The organism is Baekduia sp. Peel2402 (assembly GCF_052567285.1).
The window spans coordinates 4068366-4083472 of the sequence record NZ_CP199582.1; the positions used below are offsets into that span (position 1 = coordinate 4068366).

Annotated in this window: 15 protein-coding genes; 12 read left to right on the top strand and 3 right to left on the bottom strand. The window is 72.7% G+C overall.

The genetic code is table 11. The annotated features are described in order from the left end of the window. Nucleotides 1-25 precede the first annotated feature (25 nt). Nucleotides 26-1624, top strand: a complete 1599-nt coding sequence (locus ACT01A_RS19850) for a DHA2 family efflux MFS transporter permease subunit (protein ID WP_445148830.1) — start codon at nt 26-28, stop codon at nt 1622-1624. On the opposite strand, the gene ACT01A_RS19855 is transcribed toward ACT01A_RS19850, so the two are convergent. Beyond that, the gene (locus ACT01A_RS19855; protein ID WP_445148831.1) at nt 1621-2502 is read right to left on the bottom strand and encodes a LysR family transcriptional regulator; all 882 of its coding nucleotides are present in this window, start codon (nt 2500-2502) and stop codon (nt 1621-1623) included. The genes ACT01A_RS19850 and ACT01A_RS19855 overlap by 4 nt on opposite strands. 49 nt (nt 2503-2551) lie before the next feature. On the opposite strand from ACT01A_RS19855, the gene ACT01A_RS19860 reads away from it, so the two are divergent. The 10 genes from ACT01A_RS19860 (at nt 2552) to ACT01A_RS19905 (ending at nt 12706) form a co-directional block, all read left to right on the top strand. Beyond that, complete coding sequence (locus ACT01A_RS19860) at nt 2552-3754, top strand: M28 family peptidase (RefSeq protein WP_445148832.1); 1203 nt, start codon at nt 2552-2554, stop codon at nt 3752-3754. A gap of 78 nt (nt 3755-3832) precedes the next feature. Beyond that, nucleotides 3833-4174 (top strand): rhodanese-like domain-containing protein, encoded by a 342-nt coding sequence (locus tag ACT01A_RS19865; RefSeq protein WP_445148833.1) that lies wholly within the window; start codon nt 3833-3835, stop codon nt 4172-4174. A 33-nt stretch (nt 4175-4207) separates the two neighbouring features. Further along, entirely contained in the window at nt 4208-4912 is a 705-nt protein-coding gene (locus tag ACT01A_RS19870) for an HAD family hydrolase (protein ID WP_445148834.1), read from the top strand. Then, entirely contained in the window at nt 4909-7275 is a 2367-nt protein-coding gene (locus tag ACT01A_RS19875; protein ID WP_445148835.1) for a glycoside hydrolase family 65 protein, read from the top strand. Before ACT01A_RS19870 ends, ACT01A_RS19875 begins: the two co-directional genes overlap by 4 nt. Before the next feature lie 10 nt (nt 7276-7285). Continuing rightward, entirely contained in the window at nt 7286-8593 is a 1308-nt protein-coding gene (locus tag ACT01A_RS19880) for an acyl-CoA dehydrogenase family protein (protein WP_445148836.1), read from the top strand. An 83-nt stretch (nt 8594-8676) separates the two neighbouring features. Continuing rightward, nucleotides 8677-9582, top strand: coding sequence for a serine hydrolase (locus tag ACT01A_RS19885; RefSeq protein WP_445148837.1), 906 nt, complete (start codon nt 8677-8679; stop codon nt 9580-9582). Between the two features lie 111 nt (nt 9583-9693). After that, nucleotides 9694-9897 (top strand): hypothetical protein, encoded by a 204-nt coding sequence (locus ACT01A_RS19890; protein WP_445148838.1) that lies wholly within the window; start codon nt 9694-9696, stop codon nt 9895-9897. A 10-nt stretch (nt 9898-9907) separates the two neighbouring features. Beyond that, a complete protein-coding gene (locus ACT01A_RS19895) occupies nt 9908-11365 on the top strand; it encodes an amidase (protein WP_445148839.1) in 1458 nt (485 codons plus the stop codon). Continuing rightward, nucleotides 11362-11940, top strand: a complete 579-nt coding sequence (locus ACT01A_RS19900; protein ID WP_445148840.1) for a TetR/AcrR family transcriptional regulator — start codon at nt 11362-11364, stop codon at nt 11938-11940. Before ACT01A_RS19895 ends, ACT01A_RS19900 begins: the two co-directional genes overlap by 4 nt. Before the next feature lie 10 nt (nt 11941-11950). Then, nucleotides 11951-12706, top strand: a complete 756-nt coding sequence (locus ACT01A_RS19905; protein ID WP_445148841.1) for an SDR family oxidoreductase — start codon at nt 11951-11953, stop codon at nt 12704-12706. A 10-nt stretch (nt 12707-12716) separates the two neighbouring features. Here the strand turns inward: ACT01A_RS19905 and ACT01A_RS19910 are convergent, their stop codons facing one another. Together ACT01A_RS19910 and ACT01A_RS19915 are read right to left on the bottom strand one after the other, a co-directional pair. Further along, a complete protein-coding gene (locus ACT01A_RS19910) occupies nt 12717-13475 on the bottom strand; it encodes an MlaE family ABC transporter permease (RefSeq protein WP_445148842.1) in 759 nt (252 codons plus the stop codon). A gap of 84 nt (nt 13476-13559) precedes the next feature. Beyond that, entirely contained in the window at nt 13560-14327 is a 768-nt protein-coding gene (locus ACT01A_RS19915) for an MlaE family ABC transporter permease (RefSeq protein WP_445148843.1), read from the bottom strand. A gap of 72 nt (nt 14328-14399) precedes the next feature. Here ACT01A_RS19915 and ACT01A_RS19920 point away from each other — a divergent pair, with 72 nt between their 5' ends. Beyond that, on the top strand, nt 14400-15098 hold the full coding sequence (locus tag ACT01A_RS19920; protein WP_445148844.1) for a GntR family transcriptional regulator: 699 nt from the start codon (nt 14400-14402) through the stop codon (nt 15096-15098). Nucleotides 15099-15107: the final 9 nt, after the last annotated feature.

Consider the following 15107-nt stretch of genomic DNA (forward strand, 5'->3'; position numbering starts at 1 on the left):
GGCGCGCGCGGCTAGCCTGCGCAGCGTGCCCTCCTCGCTCCGCGATCCCAAGCGGCTCAGCCTGTTGGCCGCGATCATGGGGTCGTTCGTGGTCGGGCTGGACTCGACGGTCGTCAACGTCGCGCTGCCATCCATCTCGAATGACCTCGGCGGCGGACTCGCCGGGCAGCAGTGGGTGTCCAACGCCTACCTGTTGGCGCTCGGCTCGCTGATCTTGATCGGCGGCTCGCTCGGCGACCTGCTCGGCGAGCGGCGCGTGTTCGCGATCGGCGTGGCCGGCTTCGGCGTCGTCTCGGTGGTCTGCGCGGCGGCGCCGACGATCGAGGTGCTGATCGCGGGGCGCGCGCTGCAGGGCGTCTTCGGCGCGCTGCTGACGCCGAGCGCGCTGGCGGTGATCGTCAGCGCGTTCCCGCCTGATGAGCGCGGCGGGGCGATCGGGTCGTGGACCGCGTGGTCGGGGATCGCGACCGTCGTCGGCCCGTTGGCCGGCGGCTACCTGATCGACGCGACGTCGTGGCGGTGGATCTTCGCCATCAACGTGCCGTTCGTCCTGTTCACGATGATGTTGATCAAGATCGCCGTGCCCAAGCGCGAGCGCGGGCTGCGCCACGCGCCGATCGACTGGGTCGGCGCGGTGCTGTGCGCGCTCGGGCTGGCCGGGCCGGTCTTCGCGCTGATCCGCCAGCCGGAGCTCGGCTGGACCGCGCCCGGCGTCGTGCTCCCCGCGGTGGTGGGCATCGCGATGTTCTTGGGGTTCCTGGTCTGGGAGTCGCGCGTCGCGCACCCGATGCTGCCGCTCGGGCTGTTCAAGCGGCGTAACTTCGCGGTCGGCAACGCGCAGACGTTCGCGATGTACGGCGGCCTGGGGATCACGTTTTTCTTCTTGGTGCTGTTCCTGCAGCAGGTCGCCGGCTACGACGCGCTGCAAGCTGGGCTGGCGACGCTGCCGACCACGTTGGTGATGTTCTCGCTGAGCAAGCGCGCCGGCCGGTTGGCCGACCGCTTCGGCCCGCGCTGGTTCATGGGCTTCGGGCCGCTGACCGCCGCGGCGGGGCTGGCACTTATGCAGCGCATCGGCGCGACGCCGGACTACTTCGCCGACGTCCTGCCCGCGTTGTTGGTGTTCTCGCTGGGCCTGTCGGCGACCGTCGCGCCGCTGACCGCGACCGTCCTGGCCGACGCCGACGAGCAGAACGCCGGGATCGCGTCGGGCGTCAACAACGCGGTTGCGCGCGTGGCGTCGCTGCTGGCGGTCGCCGCGCTGGGCGCGGTCGTCAGCGCGTCGTTCACGGCGTCGATCGACGACACGCTCGGGGATCGCCCGCTGAGCGCTCCGGCCGCCGCGGCCGTCGAGTCCGCCAAGAAGCAGACGCTGACGACGATCGACCCCAAGGACTTGCCGCCCGCCGAGGCCGACCGCGTCGCCGCCGCCGTCACCGACGCCTCCGTATCGGCCTTCCACCTCGGCATGGGCCTCTCGACCATCCTCGTCGCGCTCGGCGGCCTGCTCGGTCTCGCCGGCATCGTCAACCCGCGCCGCACCGTCCGCTGCGAGGACTGCGCTGGCGGCCAGCTCGTTGCCGCGCCGCTGGCGGCGGCGGAACCGCAGCCGGCCGCGCGCTAGCCATCGGGCGCCAGCGCCAGCAGCGCGTCGAGCGCCGCGCTGCGCGCGTCGGCGCGCCAGGCCAGCACGAACGGCAGCGTCACGACCGGCTCGACGGGTACGAGCGCGGTGCCCTCGCGGCGCGGCCCGAACGCCGTGGCGACGTAGAGCGTCACGCCGAGCCCCTCGCGGACGGCGGTCGTCCCGAGGTCGGGATGCGGGTCGGCGAGCGTACGCGGCTCGAAGCCCGCGGCGCGGCAGGCCGCAACGACCGCGGCGGTGTAGCCGGGGCTCTCGGGACCGCCGGCGACCAGCAGCGTTTCTTCGCTCAGGTCGGTCAGGGCGACCGAGGCGCGGTCGGCGAGCGGGTGGTCGTCGCGCACGTGGACGACCGCGGGCTCGGCGCGCAGGACCGTGGACGCCAGGCCCTCGAGCTCGGCGGGCGGCGGGCAGAACGCGAGCGCGAGGTCGAGCCGGCCCGCGCGGACGTCGCGCAGCATCGCGCCGGTCGTGTCCTCGCGGGCGTGCACCATCACGCCCGGCGCCTGGGCCGACCAGTCGTCCAGCAACGCCGGGGCGAGGCCCACGCGGGCGGCAGGGGAGAGGCCAACGCGCACTAGCCCCGTCGGCGCCTTCTCGACCGCGCGCACCGCGGCGGCGACCGCGTCGGCCTCGCGCAGCAGCTCGCGCCCGCGCTCCAACAGCAGCGCCCCCGCCGGGGTGAGCTCCACGCCGCGCGTCGTCCGATCGAGCAGCCGCACGTCGAGCTGCTGCTCGAGCTGGCGGATCGCGGCGCTCAGCGGCGGCTGGGCCATGTGCAGGCGCTCGGCCGCGCGGGTCACGTTGCCCTCTTCGGCGACGGCCACGAAGTAGCGGATGAGACGCAGCTCGGGGGTCATCCGCGAGCGATCCTACGCGGGCACCGCTATTGCCGCATAGGATGCGCCGGTGATCGGTGAAGAGACGAAAGCCGTTGAGCGGACGCTGCGCACGGTCATCGAGGACCTGGCGACCCTGAGCCGCGGCGCCGGGTCCGAAGGCGAGCGGGAGGGCGCGCGGCGGCTGGCCGGGCACCTCCGTGCCGCGGGCGCGCACGACGTGCGCGTCGAGGACGTCTCCTTCCGCCCGGGCTACGCCAAGGTCCTGCTGCCGCTGAACGCCATCGCCGCGGTGGCCGGGGCGGTCGCCCTCCGCCGCGGCCGCGCCCCGGGCGCCGCCATGGCCGCGGCGCTGTGCGGCGCGCTCATCGCCGACGACGTCGGAAACGGCCGGCGGCTCTGGCGCCGGGTCGCGACGCGCCCGCAAGCGACGACCAACGTCGTGGCCGTGGCCGGGGATCCGCAGGCCGAGCGGACGCTCGTCGTGCTCGCCCACCACGACGCAGCGCCGACCGGCCTCGTGTTCACCCAGCGCCCGCAGCAGTGGATCGCGCGCCGGTTCCCCGGCCTGGTCGAGGGGGCCGACACCAGCGCGCCGCTGTGGTGGCCGATCATCGGCGCGCCGCTGCTCATCGCCCTCGGCGCGCTCACCGGCCGTCGGGGGATCACCCGCGCCGGGCTAGGCGCGCTGGCGACCACGGGCGCGCTGGGCGCCGACATCGCCCGCGACCGGATCGTCCCCGGCGCCAACGACAACCTGTCGGGTTGCGCCGCACTGGTCGCCCTCGCCCAGCGGCGCGACCTGCCGGTCCGCGTCCTGCTGGCCAGCTGCGGCGCCGAGGAGGTCCTGCAGGGCGGCATCTACGCCTTCGCCCACGACCACCTGCGGTCGCTGGACCCGTCGCGGACCTGGGTGCTGAACCTCGACACGATCGGCTCGCCGGAGCTGATCATGCTCGAGGGTGAGGGCACGCTGCTGCGCGTCCACGACTACCCGGACCCCGGCTTCCGCGACCTGATCGCCGTCGCCGCGCAGCGGACCTCGGGCGAGCTGCGGCGCGGCTGCCGGGCCCGTTCGAGCACCGACGGGGTCGTCACCAGCAAGGCCGGGTTCCCCACGGCGACGCTGTGCTCGTGGGACCCGGTGACCAAGTGCCTGACCGACTACCACCTGCCCACCGACACGCCCGATCGCCTGCACTACGCCACGATCGAGCGCGCCGTCGAGATCGCCGCCGCCGTCGCGCAGGACCTCGCCGCGGACCCGGGCTGAGGTCCCCTACGCGGCGCGTATGGCGACCAACGCAAGCGGTCTTGGACGCGCCGCGTCGCGCAGTCCAACCTGATGGCCATGAGCAACCACCCCATCATCACCCGGGACGAGCTGCAGGCCGCGATCGACGCCGGAGCGGTCGTCGTCGTGGAGACCCTCGGCCCCATGTACTACGAGTCGGGCCACCTGCCCGGCGCGATCAACCTCCCGCACACCGAGGTCGAGGCGCTCGCCGACGCGCTGCTGCCCGACAAGGACACCGCGATCGTGACGTACTGCTCCAACACGGCGTGCCGGAACTCGGCGATCGTGCAGGCGCAGCTGATCTCCCGCGGCTACACCGACGTGCGCAAGTACGCCGAGGGCAAGGACGACTGGTCGGCGGCCGGCCTTCCGCTCGAGGTTGGCGCGATCGCCTAGGTTTTCGCGCCGCGATGGGGTAGGCCTTGATGCGTGCTCGGACTCCCGGATGCCATCACGGCCTACCTCTTCGACCTCGACGGCGTGCTGACCAAGACCGCGACGGTCCACGCGAAGGCGTGGAAGGAGATGTTCGACGGCTACCTGAAGGAGCGCGACGGCGACGACTTCACGCCGTTCGATCTCCATCACGACTACGACGAGTACGTCGACGGCAAGCCGCGCGAGGACGGCGTGCGGGACTTCCTGAAGTCGCGGGGCATCGACGCCGACGACGCGCTGGTCAAGCGGCTCGGCGACCAGAAGAACGACCTCGTCCAGCAGGTCATCGAGCGCGATGGCGTCGAGGTCTACGAGGGGTCGGTGGACTATGTGCGGCGCGCGAAGGAGGCGGGCCTGAAGCTCGCGGTCGTCTCCTCCAGCGCCAACGCCAAGCCGGTCCTGGAGTCCGTCGGGATCCTCGATCTCTTCGACACCGTGGTCGATGGTCATGCGGTCGCCGAGGACGGCCTGAAGGGCAAGCCCGCGCCCGACACGTTCCTGGAGGGCGCGCGTCGGCTCGGCGTCGAGCCGGCCGCGGCCGCGGTCTTCGAGGATGCGCTGGCCGGCGTCGAGGCGGGGCGGGCGGGCGCGTTCGGGTTCGTCGTCGGCGTGGATCGCGTCGGCCAGGCAGACGCGTTGTCGCAACACGGCGCTACCGTCGTGGTCAAGGACCTGAGCGACCTGACCGCCTCGTGATCGAGCACACCAACTACTCCGTCGATCCCTGGGCGATCCGGGAGACGGCCCTCGACCTCGAGACGCTGGCGCAGACCGAGTCGGTCTTCGCGCTGTCCAACGGCCACATCGGGATGCGCGGCAACCTCGACGAGGGCGAGCCCGCCGGCTTGGCCGGCACCTACCTCAACGGCCTGCACGAGATCCGCCCACTGCCCTACGCCGAGTCGGCCTACGGCAACCCCGAGGCGGGCGAGACGGTGGTCAACGTCACCGACGGCAAGTTGATGCGCTTGCACGTCGACGACGAGCTGTTCGACGTCCGCTACGGCGAGCTGCTGCACCACGAGCGCGTGCTGGACTTCCGCGGCGGCGTCCTGCGCCGCGCCGTGCACTGGCGCTCGCCCGCGGGCGCCGAGGTCAAGATCACCTCCACGCGTCTGGTCTCGCTGACCCAGCGCGGCGCGGCGGCGATCCTCTACGAGGTCGAGACGCTCGGCGACGGCGCGCGCCTGGTCGTGCAGTCCGAGTTGGTGGCCAACGAGAACGGCCAGCCGCATGGTGATCATCCGGACCCGCGCGCGGCGGCCTCGCTGACCGCACCGTTGAAGGCCGAGGAGTCCTACCACGACGATCTGCGCGTCTCGCTCGTCCATCGCCTCGAGCGCTCCGGCCACCGCCTGTGCGCGACGATGGACCACGAGATCGAAGGCCCGGAGAACTGCAAGACGACCGTCGAGGCCGATCGCGACGCGGGGCGCGTGATCGTCGCCGCCGACGTCCCCGGCGGCGGCACCCTAGGAGTTCTCAAGTACATCGCCTACGGCTGGTCCTCGCACCGCTCGCTGCCGTCGCTGCGCGCGCAGGCGCGCGGTTCGCTGGCCGAGGCCAAGCACACCGGCTGGGAAGGGCTGTGCGCCGACCAGCGCGCCTACCTCGATGCGTTCTGGGAGCGCGCCGACGTCGAGGTCGACGGCGACCCCGAGCTCCAGCAGGCCGTGCGCTTCGCGCTGTTCCACGTCTTGCAGGCGGGCGCGCGCGCCGAGCGCCGCGCGATCCCCGCCAAGGGCCTGACCGGCTCGGGCTATGACGGCCACGCGTTCTGGGACACCGAGGCATACGTGTTGCCGGTCCTCACCTACACCGCTCCGGACGCGGCCGGCGACGCGCTGCGCTGGCGCCACGCCACGCTGCACCTCGCCCAGGAGCGCGCGCAACAACTAGGCCTTGGCGGCGCCGCGTTCCCGTGGCGGACGATCGCCGGGCGCGAGTGCTCGGGCTACTGGCCGGCGGGCACCGCGGCGATGCACCTCGGCGCCGACATTGCCGGCGCGGTGATGCGCTACCAGCACGCCGTCCAGGACCCGGACTTCGCGCGCGAGGTCGGCCTGCCGCTGCTGGTCGAGACCGCGCGGCTGTGGACGTCGCTCGGCCACCACGACCGCAAGGGCCGCTTCCGGCTGCCGGGCGTCACCGGGCCGGACGAGTACTCGGCGCTACAGGACGACAACGCCTACACCAACCTGATGGCGCGGTCCAACCTGCTTGGTGCGGCCGACGCGGTCGACCGCCACGCCGAGGAGGCCCGTGCGCTGGGCGTGCATCCGGACGAGGTCGGCGCCTGGCGCGCGGCGGCCGAGGCCATGCACGTGCCCTACGACGGGATCCTCGACGTCCACATGCAGGCCGAGGGCTTCACGCACCTGGACAAGTGGCCGTTTGACGACACGCCGCCCGAGAAGTACCCGTTGCTGCTCAACTACCCCTACTTCTCGCTGTACCGCATGCAGGTGATCAAGCAGGCCGACCTGGTGATGGCGCTCTACACCTGCGGCGATCGCTTCACCGACGAGCAGAAGCTGCGGGCGTTCCGCTACTACGAGCCGCTGACCGTCCGCGACTCGTCGCTCAGCGCGGCCGTCCAGGCGATCATCGCCGCCGAGACAGGCCACCTCGACTTGGCCTATGACTACCTCGGCGAGGCCGCGTTCATGGACCTCCACGACCTGGAGCACAACACGCGCGACGGGCTGCACATCGCGTCGCTGGCCGGGTCGTGGCTGGCGCTGGTGGCAGGCTTTGGTGGCTTCCGCGACTACGACGGCAAGCTGAGCTTCGCGCCGCGGCTGCCGCCGGGCGTCGGGCGCCTGGCGTTCCGGATCACGGTCGCCGGCTGCCGCGTGTTCGTCGAGGTCGATGGCGACGGCGCGTCCTACGCGCTGGAGGCCGGCAAGCGCGCCAAGGTCTCGCACTTCGGCGACGAGGTCGTGCTGGAGGCCGGGACGACCGTGCGCCGCGCGATCCCGCCCGCGCCGGACCGCGAGCGCCCGCCGCAGCCGGCCGGGCGCGCGCCGCTGCCGCGGTCGGGCGCTGGGCCGGAGTAGTCTCGGCCGCATGGCCTGGGACTTCTCGACCGATCCCGACTACGAAGCGAAGCTGGAGTGGGCGCGCGCGTTCGTGCGGGAGGAGATCTGGCCGCTGGAGACGGTGGCCGGAGAGCTCTCGCAGGACGCGCTCGACCGCGCCTACGTCCCGCTGCAGGAGCAGGTGCGTCGCCAAGGCCTGTGGGCGGCGCACCTCGACCCGGAGCTCGGCGGCCAGGGCTACGGGCAGGTCAAGTTGGGGCTGTTGCACGAGGTGCTCGGCACCAGCCCCTACGCGCCCAACGCGTTCGGCTGCCAGGCGCCGGACTCCGGCAACAGTGAGATCCTCGCGCTGGCCGGCACGCCGGAGCAGAAGGAGCGCTACCTCGAGCCGCTGCTGGCCGGGGACCTCAAGTCGGCGTTCTCGATGACCGAGCCCGACACCGCGGGCAGCGACCCCACCACCTTGAAGACGCGCGCCGTCCGTGACGGCGACGACTACATCTTGAGCGGGCGCAAGTGGTTCTCCTCCAACGCATCGATCGCCGACTTCCTGATCGTCATGGCGGTCACCGACCCCGACGCGCGGCCGCATCAGCGCGCGACGATGTTCCTGGTCGAGGCCGACGCGCCCGGCGTGAACATCCTGCGCGACGTGCCGACGATGGAGCATCCGTGGGAGGCCTTCGGGCAGCTCGGCGGCCATGCGGAGATCGTCTACGAGGACGTGCGGATCCCGGCGGCGCAGCGGCTGGGCGGCGAGGGCGAGGGCTTCCTGATCGCCCAGCAGCGGCTCTACCCGGGGCGCATCCACCACTGCATGCGCTGGCTGGGCGTGGCGGCGCGCGCGTTCGACATGCTCTGCGAGCGGGCGACCTACCGCGAGGCACACGGCAAGGTTCTCGGCCAGCACCAGACCGTGCAGAACTGGATCGCCGACAGCGCCGCGCAGATGCAGGCGGCCAGGTTGATGACCTTGCACGCGGCGTGGGTGATGGACACCCAGGGCGTCGCGGCCGCGCGCACCGACATCTCGATGATCAAGTACTTCGGCGCGACGGTCCTGCACGACGTGATCGACCGCGCGCTTCAGGCCCACGGGTCGCTCGGCTACTCGACCGACCTGCCGCTGGAGGCGATGTACCGCTACGCCCGCGCGGCGCGGATCTACGATGGGCCCGACGAGGTGCACCGCCAGTCGGTCGCGCGGCAAATCCTGCGCGGCTACGCGCCGCCGGCCGGCGAGCCGCCGGTGCCCTCCGAGCACGTGCCGACGCGGCGCGCGGCGGCGCGCGAGCGCTTCGCTGAGCTGCTGGACGCGGTCACCGCCGACGGCTGAGGCGCGGCCGCTGGCGCGGAGTCCCAGCGCCGGACTGGACCGGCGGTCTAGGCGCGTCCTTCTCAGTTGTTGCGGGAAGGCTCATGCCGTTCTTAGACGCGTCCGCTGAAGTTGTCGCCTTGCCGCCGTCGAAGCTTCGCCTCGTCCTGCTGACCGCTGCCGCCGTCGCGCTGGTCGTCGTGGCCGTGCGTGCGCCGGGCGGCCCGGCGCATTCGGTGGCGGTGCCGGTCGCGATGGCGCAGGCCGCATCGATCGACCGCGGGACCGCGGCGGTCGACGCGTCGGCGGCCAAGATGAAGGCCAAGGCGTCGAGCACGCCGCCGCTGGTGACCGCCAAGGGCATTCGCGCCGCGCAGCGTTACGCGCGCTCGCGCGCCGGCACCGTCGCCTTCGCGGTGCTCGACGGCCAGGGCCGCCTGCGCGGCCTGAACCGCACCGTGCAGTTCCCGTCGGCGAGCGTCGTCAAGGCGATGTTGATGGTGTCGGTGCTGCGCTCGATCGGCAAGGGCCACCTCGACGGTGGCACGGCCAAGACGCTGACGGCGATGATCACCGTGTCGGATAACGACGCGGCCAGCGCGGTCTACCGGAAGGTCGGCGCGTCCGGCCTATACCGCGTCGCGCAGGCGGCCAACATGAGGTACTTCCGCGACGTCGGCTGGTGGGCCAGCGCGCGGCTGACCGCGGCCGACCAGGCGCGGTTCTTCTACCGCATCGACAAGCTCGTGCCCGCGACCCATCGCCGTTTCGCGCGCAAGCTGCTGTCGTCGATCGTCGGCTACCAGCGCTGGGGCATCCCGCCGGTCGCGGTCCGCCACGACCTGAAGGTCTTCTTCAAGGGCGGCTGGCGGACGGCGATCACCCACCAGGTCGCGCTGCTGGAGAAGGGCGACCGCCGCATCGCGCTGGCGGTCTTCACGAGCGGCGAGCCATCGCAGGGCTACGGCGAGCAGACCATCGCCGGCATCGCCGCTCGCGTGCTCCGCTAGCTCGAGGAGGTCGTCGCGGTCCCGGAGGCCTGCGGCGCCGCGCCGTATCTGGGCGTCGCGCGGACGCGTGGTGGTTTCGGTCTTGGCGCTCGCGGTATCGGTGGTGGACCCGTGCCCGACCCGTCCTCCACCGACCCTCCGCCTGCCGACGACCGCCCCGGCGACCACGGCGCGATCCTCTCCGAGCTGGTCACCGCGCAGCTGCGCGCCGCGCGCGCCGAGGTCTTCCACGCCTGGCTGACCTCGCGCGAGAAGGCCAGTCGGCTGGCTAGGGACGACGACCAGGAGCTTCCGGAACGGCGCGGGGCCGCGTAGCCTCGCGTGCATGACCACCAAGCCCGCCCCGCCGGAGGGCCTCGCGTTCGCTGGGCTGCGCGCCCAGGCGGCGCTCATCGCAACCGGTGAGGCTTCGTCAGCCGAGCTGGTCGAGGCGGCGCTGGAGCGTGTTGAAGCGGCCCAGGGAGACCTCAACGCGTTCCGGATCATCTGCGCCGCGTCGGCGCGCGAGCAGGCCGCTGATGCCGACCGCCGCCGACGAGACGGCTCCCACCCACCCACCGCGCCGCTGCTCGGCGTGCCGCTGGCGATCAAGGACGACATGGACCTGGCGGGCGAGGCGACCGCGTTCGGCTGCGAGGGGACGTTCCCCGGCAAGACCGCCGACGGCGAGGTCGCGCGGCGGCTGCGCGCGGCCGGCGCGGTGATCGTCGGCAAGACGACGTCGCCGGAGTTCGGGCAGTGGCCGATCACCGAGGGGCCGGCGTTCGGCCAGACGCGCAACCCGTGGTCGCTGAACCACACGCCCGGCGGGTCGTCGGGCGGTAGCGCCGCAGCGGTCGCGGCTGGGCTCGTCCCGGCGGCGATGGGCTCCGACGGCGCCGGCTCGGTCCGGATCCCGGCGGCGTGGACGCACCTGGTCGGGATCAAGCCCCAGCGCGGGCGGATCTCGACGATGCCCGACCCCGAGGCGTTCCAGGGCCTCACCTGCATCGGGCCGCTGGCGCGGACGGTGGAGGACGCGGCGCTGCTGCTTGACGCGGTCAGCGGCGCGCACACGGGTGACCGCCACGTGCCGCTGCCGCCGGAGCAGCCGTTCGCGGAGATGGCGCGGCGCGCCGAGCCGGGGCGGCTGCGGATCGCGCTGTCGTTTCGGATCCCGTTCAGCGGCGCGCCCGCCGAGCTGGACGCGCGCGTGCGGGAGTCGGTGACGCGGCTCGCAGGCGTCCTTGAAGGCCTTGGTCACGACGTCGTCGAGGCCGACCCGCGCTACGGGCTGATCGGCGCGTCGTTCATCCCGCGGTCCATGGTCGGGCTGCGCGATTGGTCGCGGCGCGTGCCAGACGTCGAGCTGCTGGACGAGCGCACGCGGCACAACGTCGCGCTGGGGCGCTGGGTCGGCGGGCCGCTGCTGGCCGCGGCGCGCGCGCTGGAGAAGCCGTTCCGGACGCGCGTGGGCCGGATCTTCGAGCGGGTCGACGTGATCCTGGCGCCGACGACCGCGCAGCCGCCCTTGCCGATCGGGTCGATCGACGGGCTCGGCGGCTGGGCGACCGACAAGGTGATCGTCGGCGCGTGCCCGTACGCCTGGCCGTGGAACGTGCTCGGGTGGCCGGGCGTCAACGTCCCGGCCGGGCTGACGCCGGAAGGGCTGCCGGTCGGCGCGCAGCTGCTCGGGCCGGAGGGGACCGAGGCGCGGCTGATCGGGCTGGCGGCGCAGCTCGAAGGCGTCGAGCGCTGGGCAGAGCGGCGGCCGCCATACGTCGCTGGGGCCCGCGGCGGGTGACCGCGGCGGGCCGCGGCGCGCGCGACCGCGTCCTGGACGCGACGCTCGAGCTGATCGGCGAGCAGGGGGTCGGCGGCGTGACCAACCGCGCGGTGGCTGCGCGGGCGGGCGTCTCACCGGGATCGTTGTCCTATCACTTCCCGTCGCAGACCGAGCTGCTGCGCGAGACGCTGATGCGCTTCGTGGTCGCCGAGACCGAGCGGCTCGCCGCGCTGGCGGGGGAACCCGCGGAGCTCGACCCGCTGGCGGCGGCGGTCCAGGCGATCGTCGAGGGCGCCGATCGGCGCGCGGTGCTCGCTCAGACCGAGCTGTACCTCCAGGCGTGTCGCGACCCGTCATTGGAGGCCGTGGCGGCCCAGGCCTACTCGGCCTACGACGAGGCGGCGCGACGCGTGTTGGAGGGCCTGGGCGTGGCGGATCCCGAGCCACTGGTGCCGGCGCTGATCGCGCTGGTCGACGGCTTTGAGCTGCGGCGGCTCGCCTTGGGCGACGTCGGCGAGGGAGCGGGCGCCGACGCCGACGGCCGGCCCTCGCTGGTCAACGGCCTGGCCGCCCTGGTCCGGGCAGCGGCCTAGGGTTGTTGTCATGGACCTTGGGTGCAACGGCCGCGTCGCGCTGGTGACCGGCGCCTCGCGCGGGATCGGCCGCGGGATCGCCGAGGCGCTGGCCGCGGAGGGCGCGCGGGTGGCGGTGACGTCACGCAGCGCGGACGCCGGTGCAGCGGTTGCGGCGGGTCTGGGCGGAGGCGGCAAGGCCTATGTCTTCGACAGCGACGACCTCGGCGCGGTCGACGGGCTCGTGCGCGCGGTCGAACGCGATCTCGGACCGGTCGAGATCTACGTGGCGAACACCGGCGGGCCGCCGGTCGCGGCGGACCCTTTGAGCTTCACCGAGGAGCAGTGGGCGGCCGCGCACCGAACGCTGATCCTGTCGCCGATGAAGATCCTCGAGCGCGTCCTGCCGAGCATGCGCAAGCGCGGGTGGGGCCGCGTCGTGGCCGTCTCGTCCAGCGCGGCGATCGAGCCGCTGCCCGGCCTGCAACTCTCAAACGCCCATCGCCCCGGGCTGCTGGCGGCCTTCAAGCACCTCGCGCGTGAGACCGCGGGCGACGGCGTGACGTTCAACGCCGTGCTACCGGGCCGGATCCTGACGGACCGGATCGTCGGCAACAGCGGCAGCGCCGAGGCGGCTCAGGAGGCGGCGCGCACCGAGGTGCCGGCGGGGCGGCTCGGGACGGTCGAGGAGATCGCGGCGGCCGCGGTCTTCCTGGCGTCAGACCGCGCCAGCTACGTCACCGGGCAGTCGCTGCTCGTGGACGGCGGGCTGACGCGCTCCTGGTAGCGCGGGCGCGCTACTTCAAGGTCATCATGTCGGGGTGCGTCGCCAGCAGCGTCTGCGTGAACACGTAGTTGAACGCGCCGACCGCCAGCAGGCAGATCACGACCGCCTGGTTGACCGCGCGGCCGACGCCCTCGGCGCCGCCCGAGGTCGTCATGCCCTTGTAGCAGCAGACGATCGCGGTGATCGCGCCGAAGAGCGTGCACTTGACCAGCGAGCCCCAGACGTCGGTCGTCGAGCCGTTGGCCCAGAAGGTGGCGAAGAACGGGCCGACCTGCGAGTGGTGCAGCAGCGTGGCGAGCACGCCGCCCACGATCCCGGTCGCGATCGCGAAGATGTCAAACAGCGCGGTGGCGATCATCAGGGCGAGGAAGCGCGGGACGACGAGGTTCTTGACGGGGTCGACGCCGAGGACCTGCAACGCGTCGAGCTCCTCGCGGATCTTGCGCGCGCCGAGATCGGCGGTGATCGCTGTGCCGGCGACGCCCGCGACGATGATCGAGCAGACCAGCGGCGCGAACTCGCGGATGTCGGCGAGGCTGTAGAAGCCGCCGAGGCGGTCAAACGAGCCGAGGATCTGCAGGAACCCACCGCCCTGCACGCCCGGCACCGCGTAGTTGACGCACACCGATGTGATCACCAGCGGCAGCCAGCAGAGCTTGATCGCGAACATGAACTGGATCGCGAACTCGTTTCCGTACGTGTACGGCGGTCGGATGGCCGAGACCAGCGTCTTGCCGGTCAAGATCATCATGTCGCCGATTTCACTCAACAGCCCACCCATAGACGGGCGAACGTACAGACACTGGTGAGTTCATGTCACCGACCACCGCCCGTTCGGGTGGGAACGGAGCGCTCAGCGAAGCTGTGAAAGCTCGGGATGGGTGGCGAGCAGCAGCTGGGTGAAGACGTAGTTAACGGCGCCGTTGGCCAGCAGGCCGATCACGACCGCCTGGTTCACGGCCCGTCCCACCCCTTCGGCGCCTCCGGACGCGGTCATGCCCTTGTAGCAGCAGACGATGGCCGTCACGGCGCCGAAGATCGTGCACTTCAGCAGCGAGCCCCAGACCTCGGTCGCTGAGCCGCTGGCCCAGAAAGCGGCGAAGAACGGGCCGAGCGGCGCGTGGAAGCTGAGCGAGGCGATCATGCCGCCGACGACCCCGGCCCCGATCGCGAAGATGTCGAAGAGCGCGGTGGCGATCATCAGGGCCAGGAAGCGCGGGACGACGAGGTTCTTGACCGGATCGACACCCAGCACTTGGAGCGCGTCGAGCTCCTCGCGGATCTTGCGCGCGCCGAGGTCGGCGGTGATCGCCGTGCCGGCGACGCCCGACACGATGATCATGCACGCAAACGGCGCGAGCTCGCGGATCGCCGCCAGGCTGTAGAAGCCGCCGAGGCGGTCGAGCGCGCCGAGGATCGACGCGAAGTTGCCACCCTCCAGACCTGGTCCCGCGTAGTTGACGCACACCGACGTGAGCAGCAGCGGCAGCCAGCAGAGCCGGATCGCGAACAGGAACTGCACGGTGAACTCGCCGCCGTAGGTGTACGGCGGCAGCAGAGCGGAGAGCAGCGTTCGCCCGGTCAAGATCATCAGGTCGCCGACTTCGTCGAGCAGCTGCATCGCGGCGCGAGAGTACCAGTGTGATGGCACTCTGGGCAACTGCCCGACCGACGGATACTCTTGACCTTTCCAATGCGGAAGACGTGGACCGCGAGCGTGGGGATCGCGCTCGACCAGGGCGGCGAGGTTCCGATCGGCGTTCAGCTCGATTGGACGATCCGCGCCGCTGTCGCCGCGGGGCGCCTGCGTCCCGGCGAGCGGCTGCCAGGCCTGCGCGAGGTCGCCGAGGAGCTCGGCGTCAGCCACAACACGCTGCGGGCCGCGGTCGCCAAGCTCGAGGCCGACGGCGTCTTGGAGACGCGCCACGGCGCCGGAACCTACGTCGCGGCAGACGCCGCCTCCGGCGCGGCGGAGCAGCGGGCGCTGGTCGACGACACCGCCGCCCGGGCCCGCGCGGCGGGCATCGCGCCGCGCGAGCTGGCGGCCGCGCTCTACGTCACCGGCGCCGCCGCGGGCGAGGAGCGGGGCGACGGCGAGGTCGTCGAGCGCCGCGCGCTGCGCGACGAGCTGGCCGTCCTGGACCGCGTCCTGGTCGACCTCGAGTCCCGCCTCCCCGAGCGTCTGCCCGGCGGCGGCGAGGACTGGAAGCCTCGCGGCGCCCGCCTGCTCTCCGCCGCCGAGCTGCGCGCCCAGCGTGATGCGGTCATCGGCCGGATCGCGGACGCCCAGCGGGCGCTGGAGGCGCAGGACGAAGCCGGCGAGGCGGTTGCGGAGCCGCGTCCTGCCGCCCGGCGCGCGCCGGTCCCGCGCCCCGGAACCGCTCCGGCCTAAGCGCCCGCG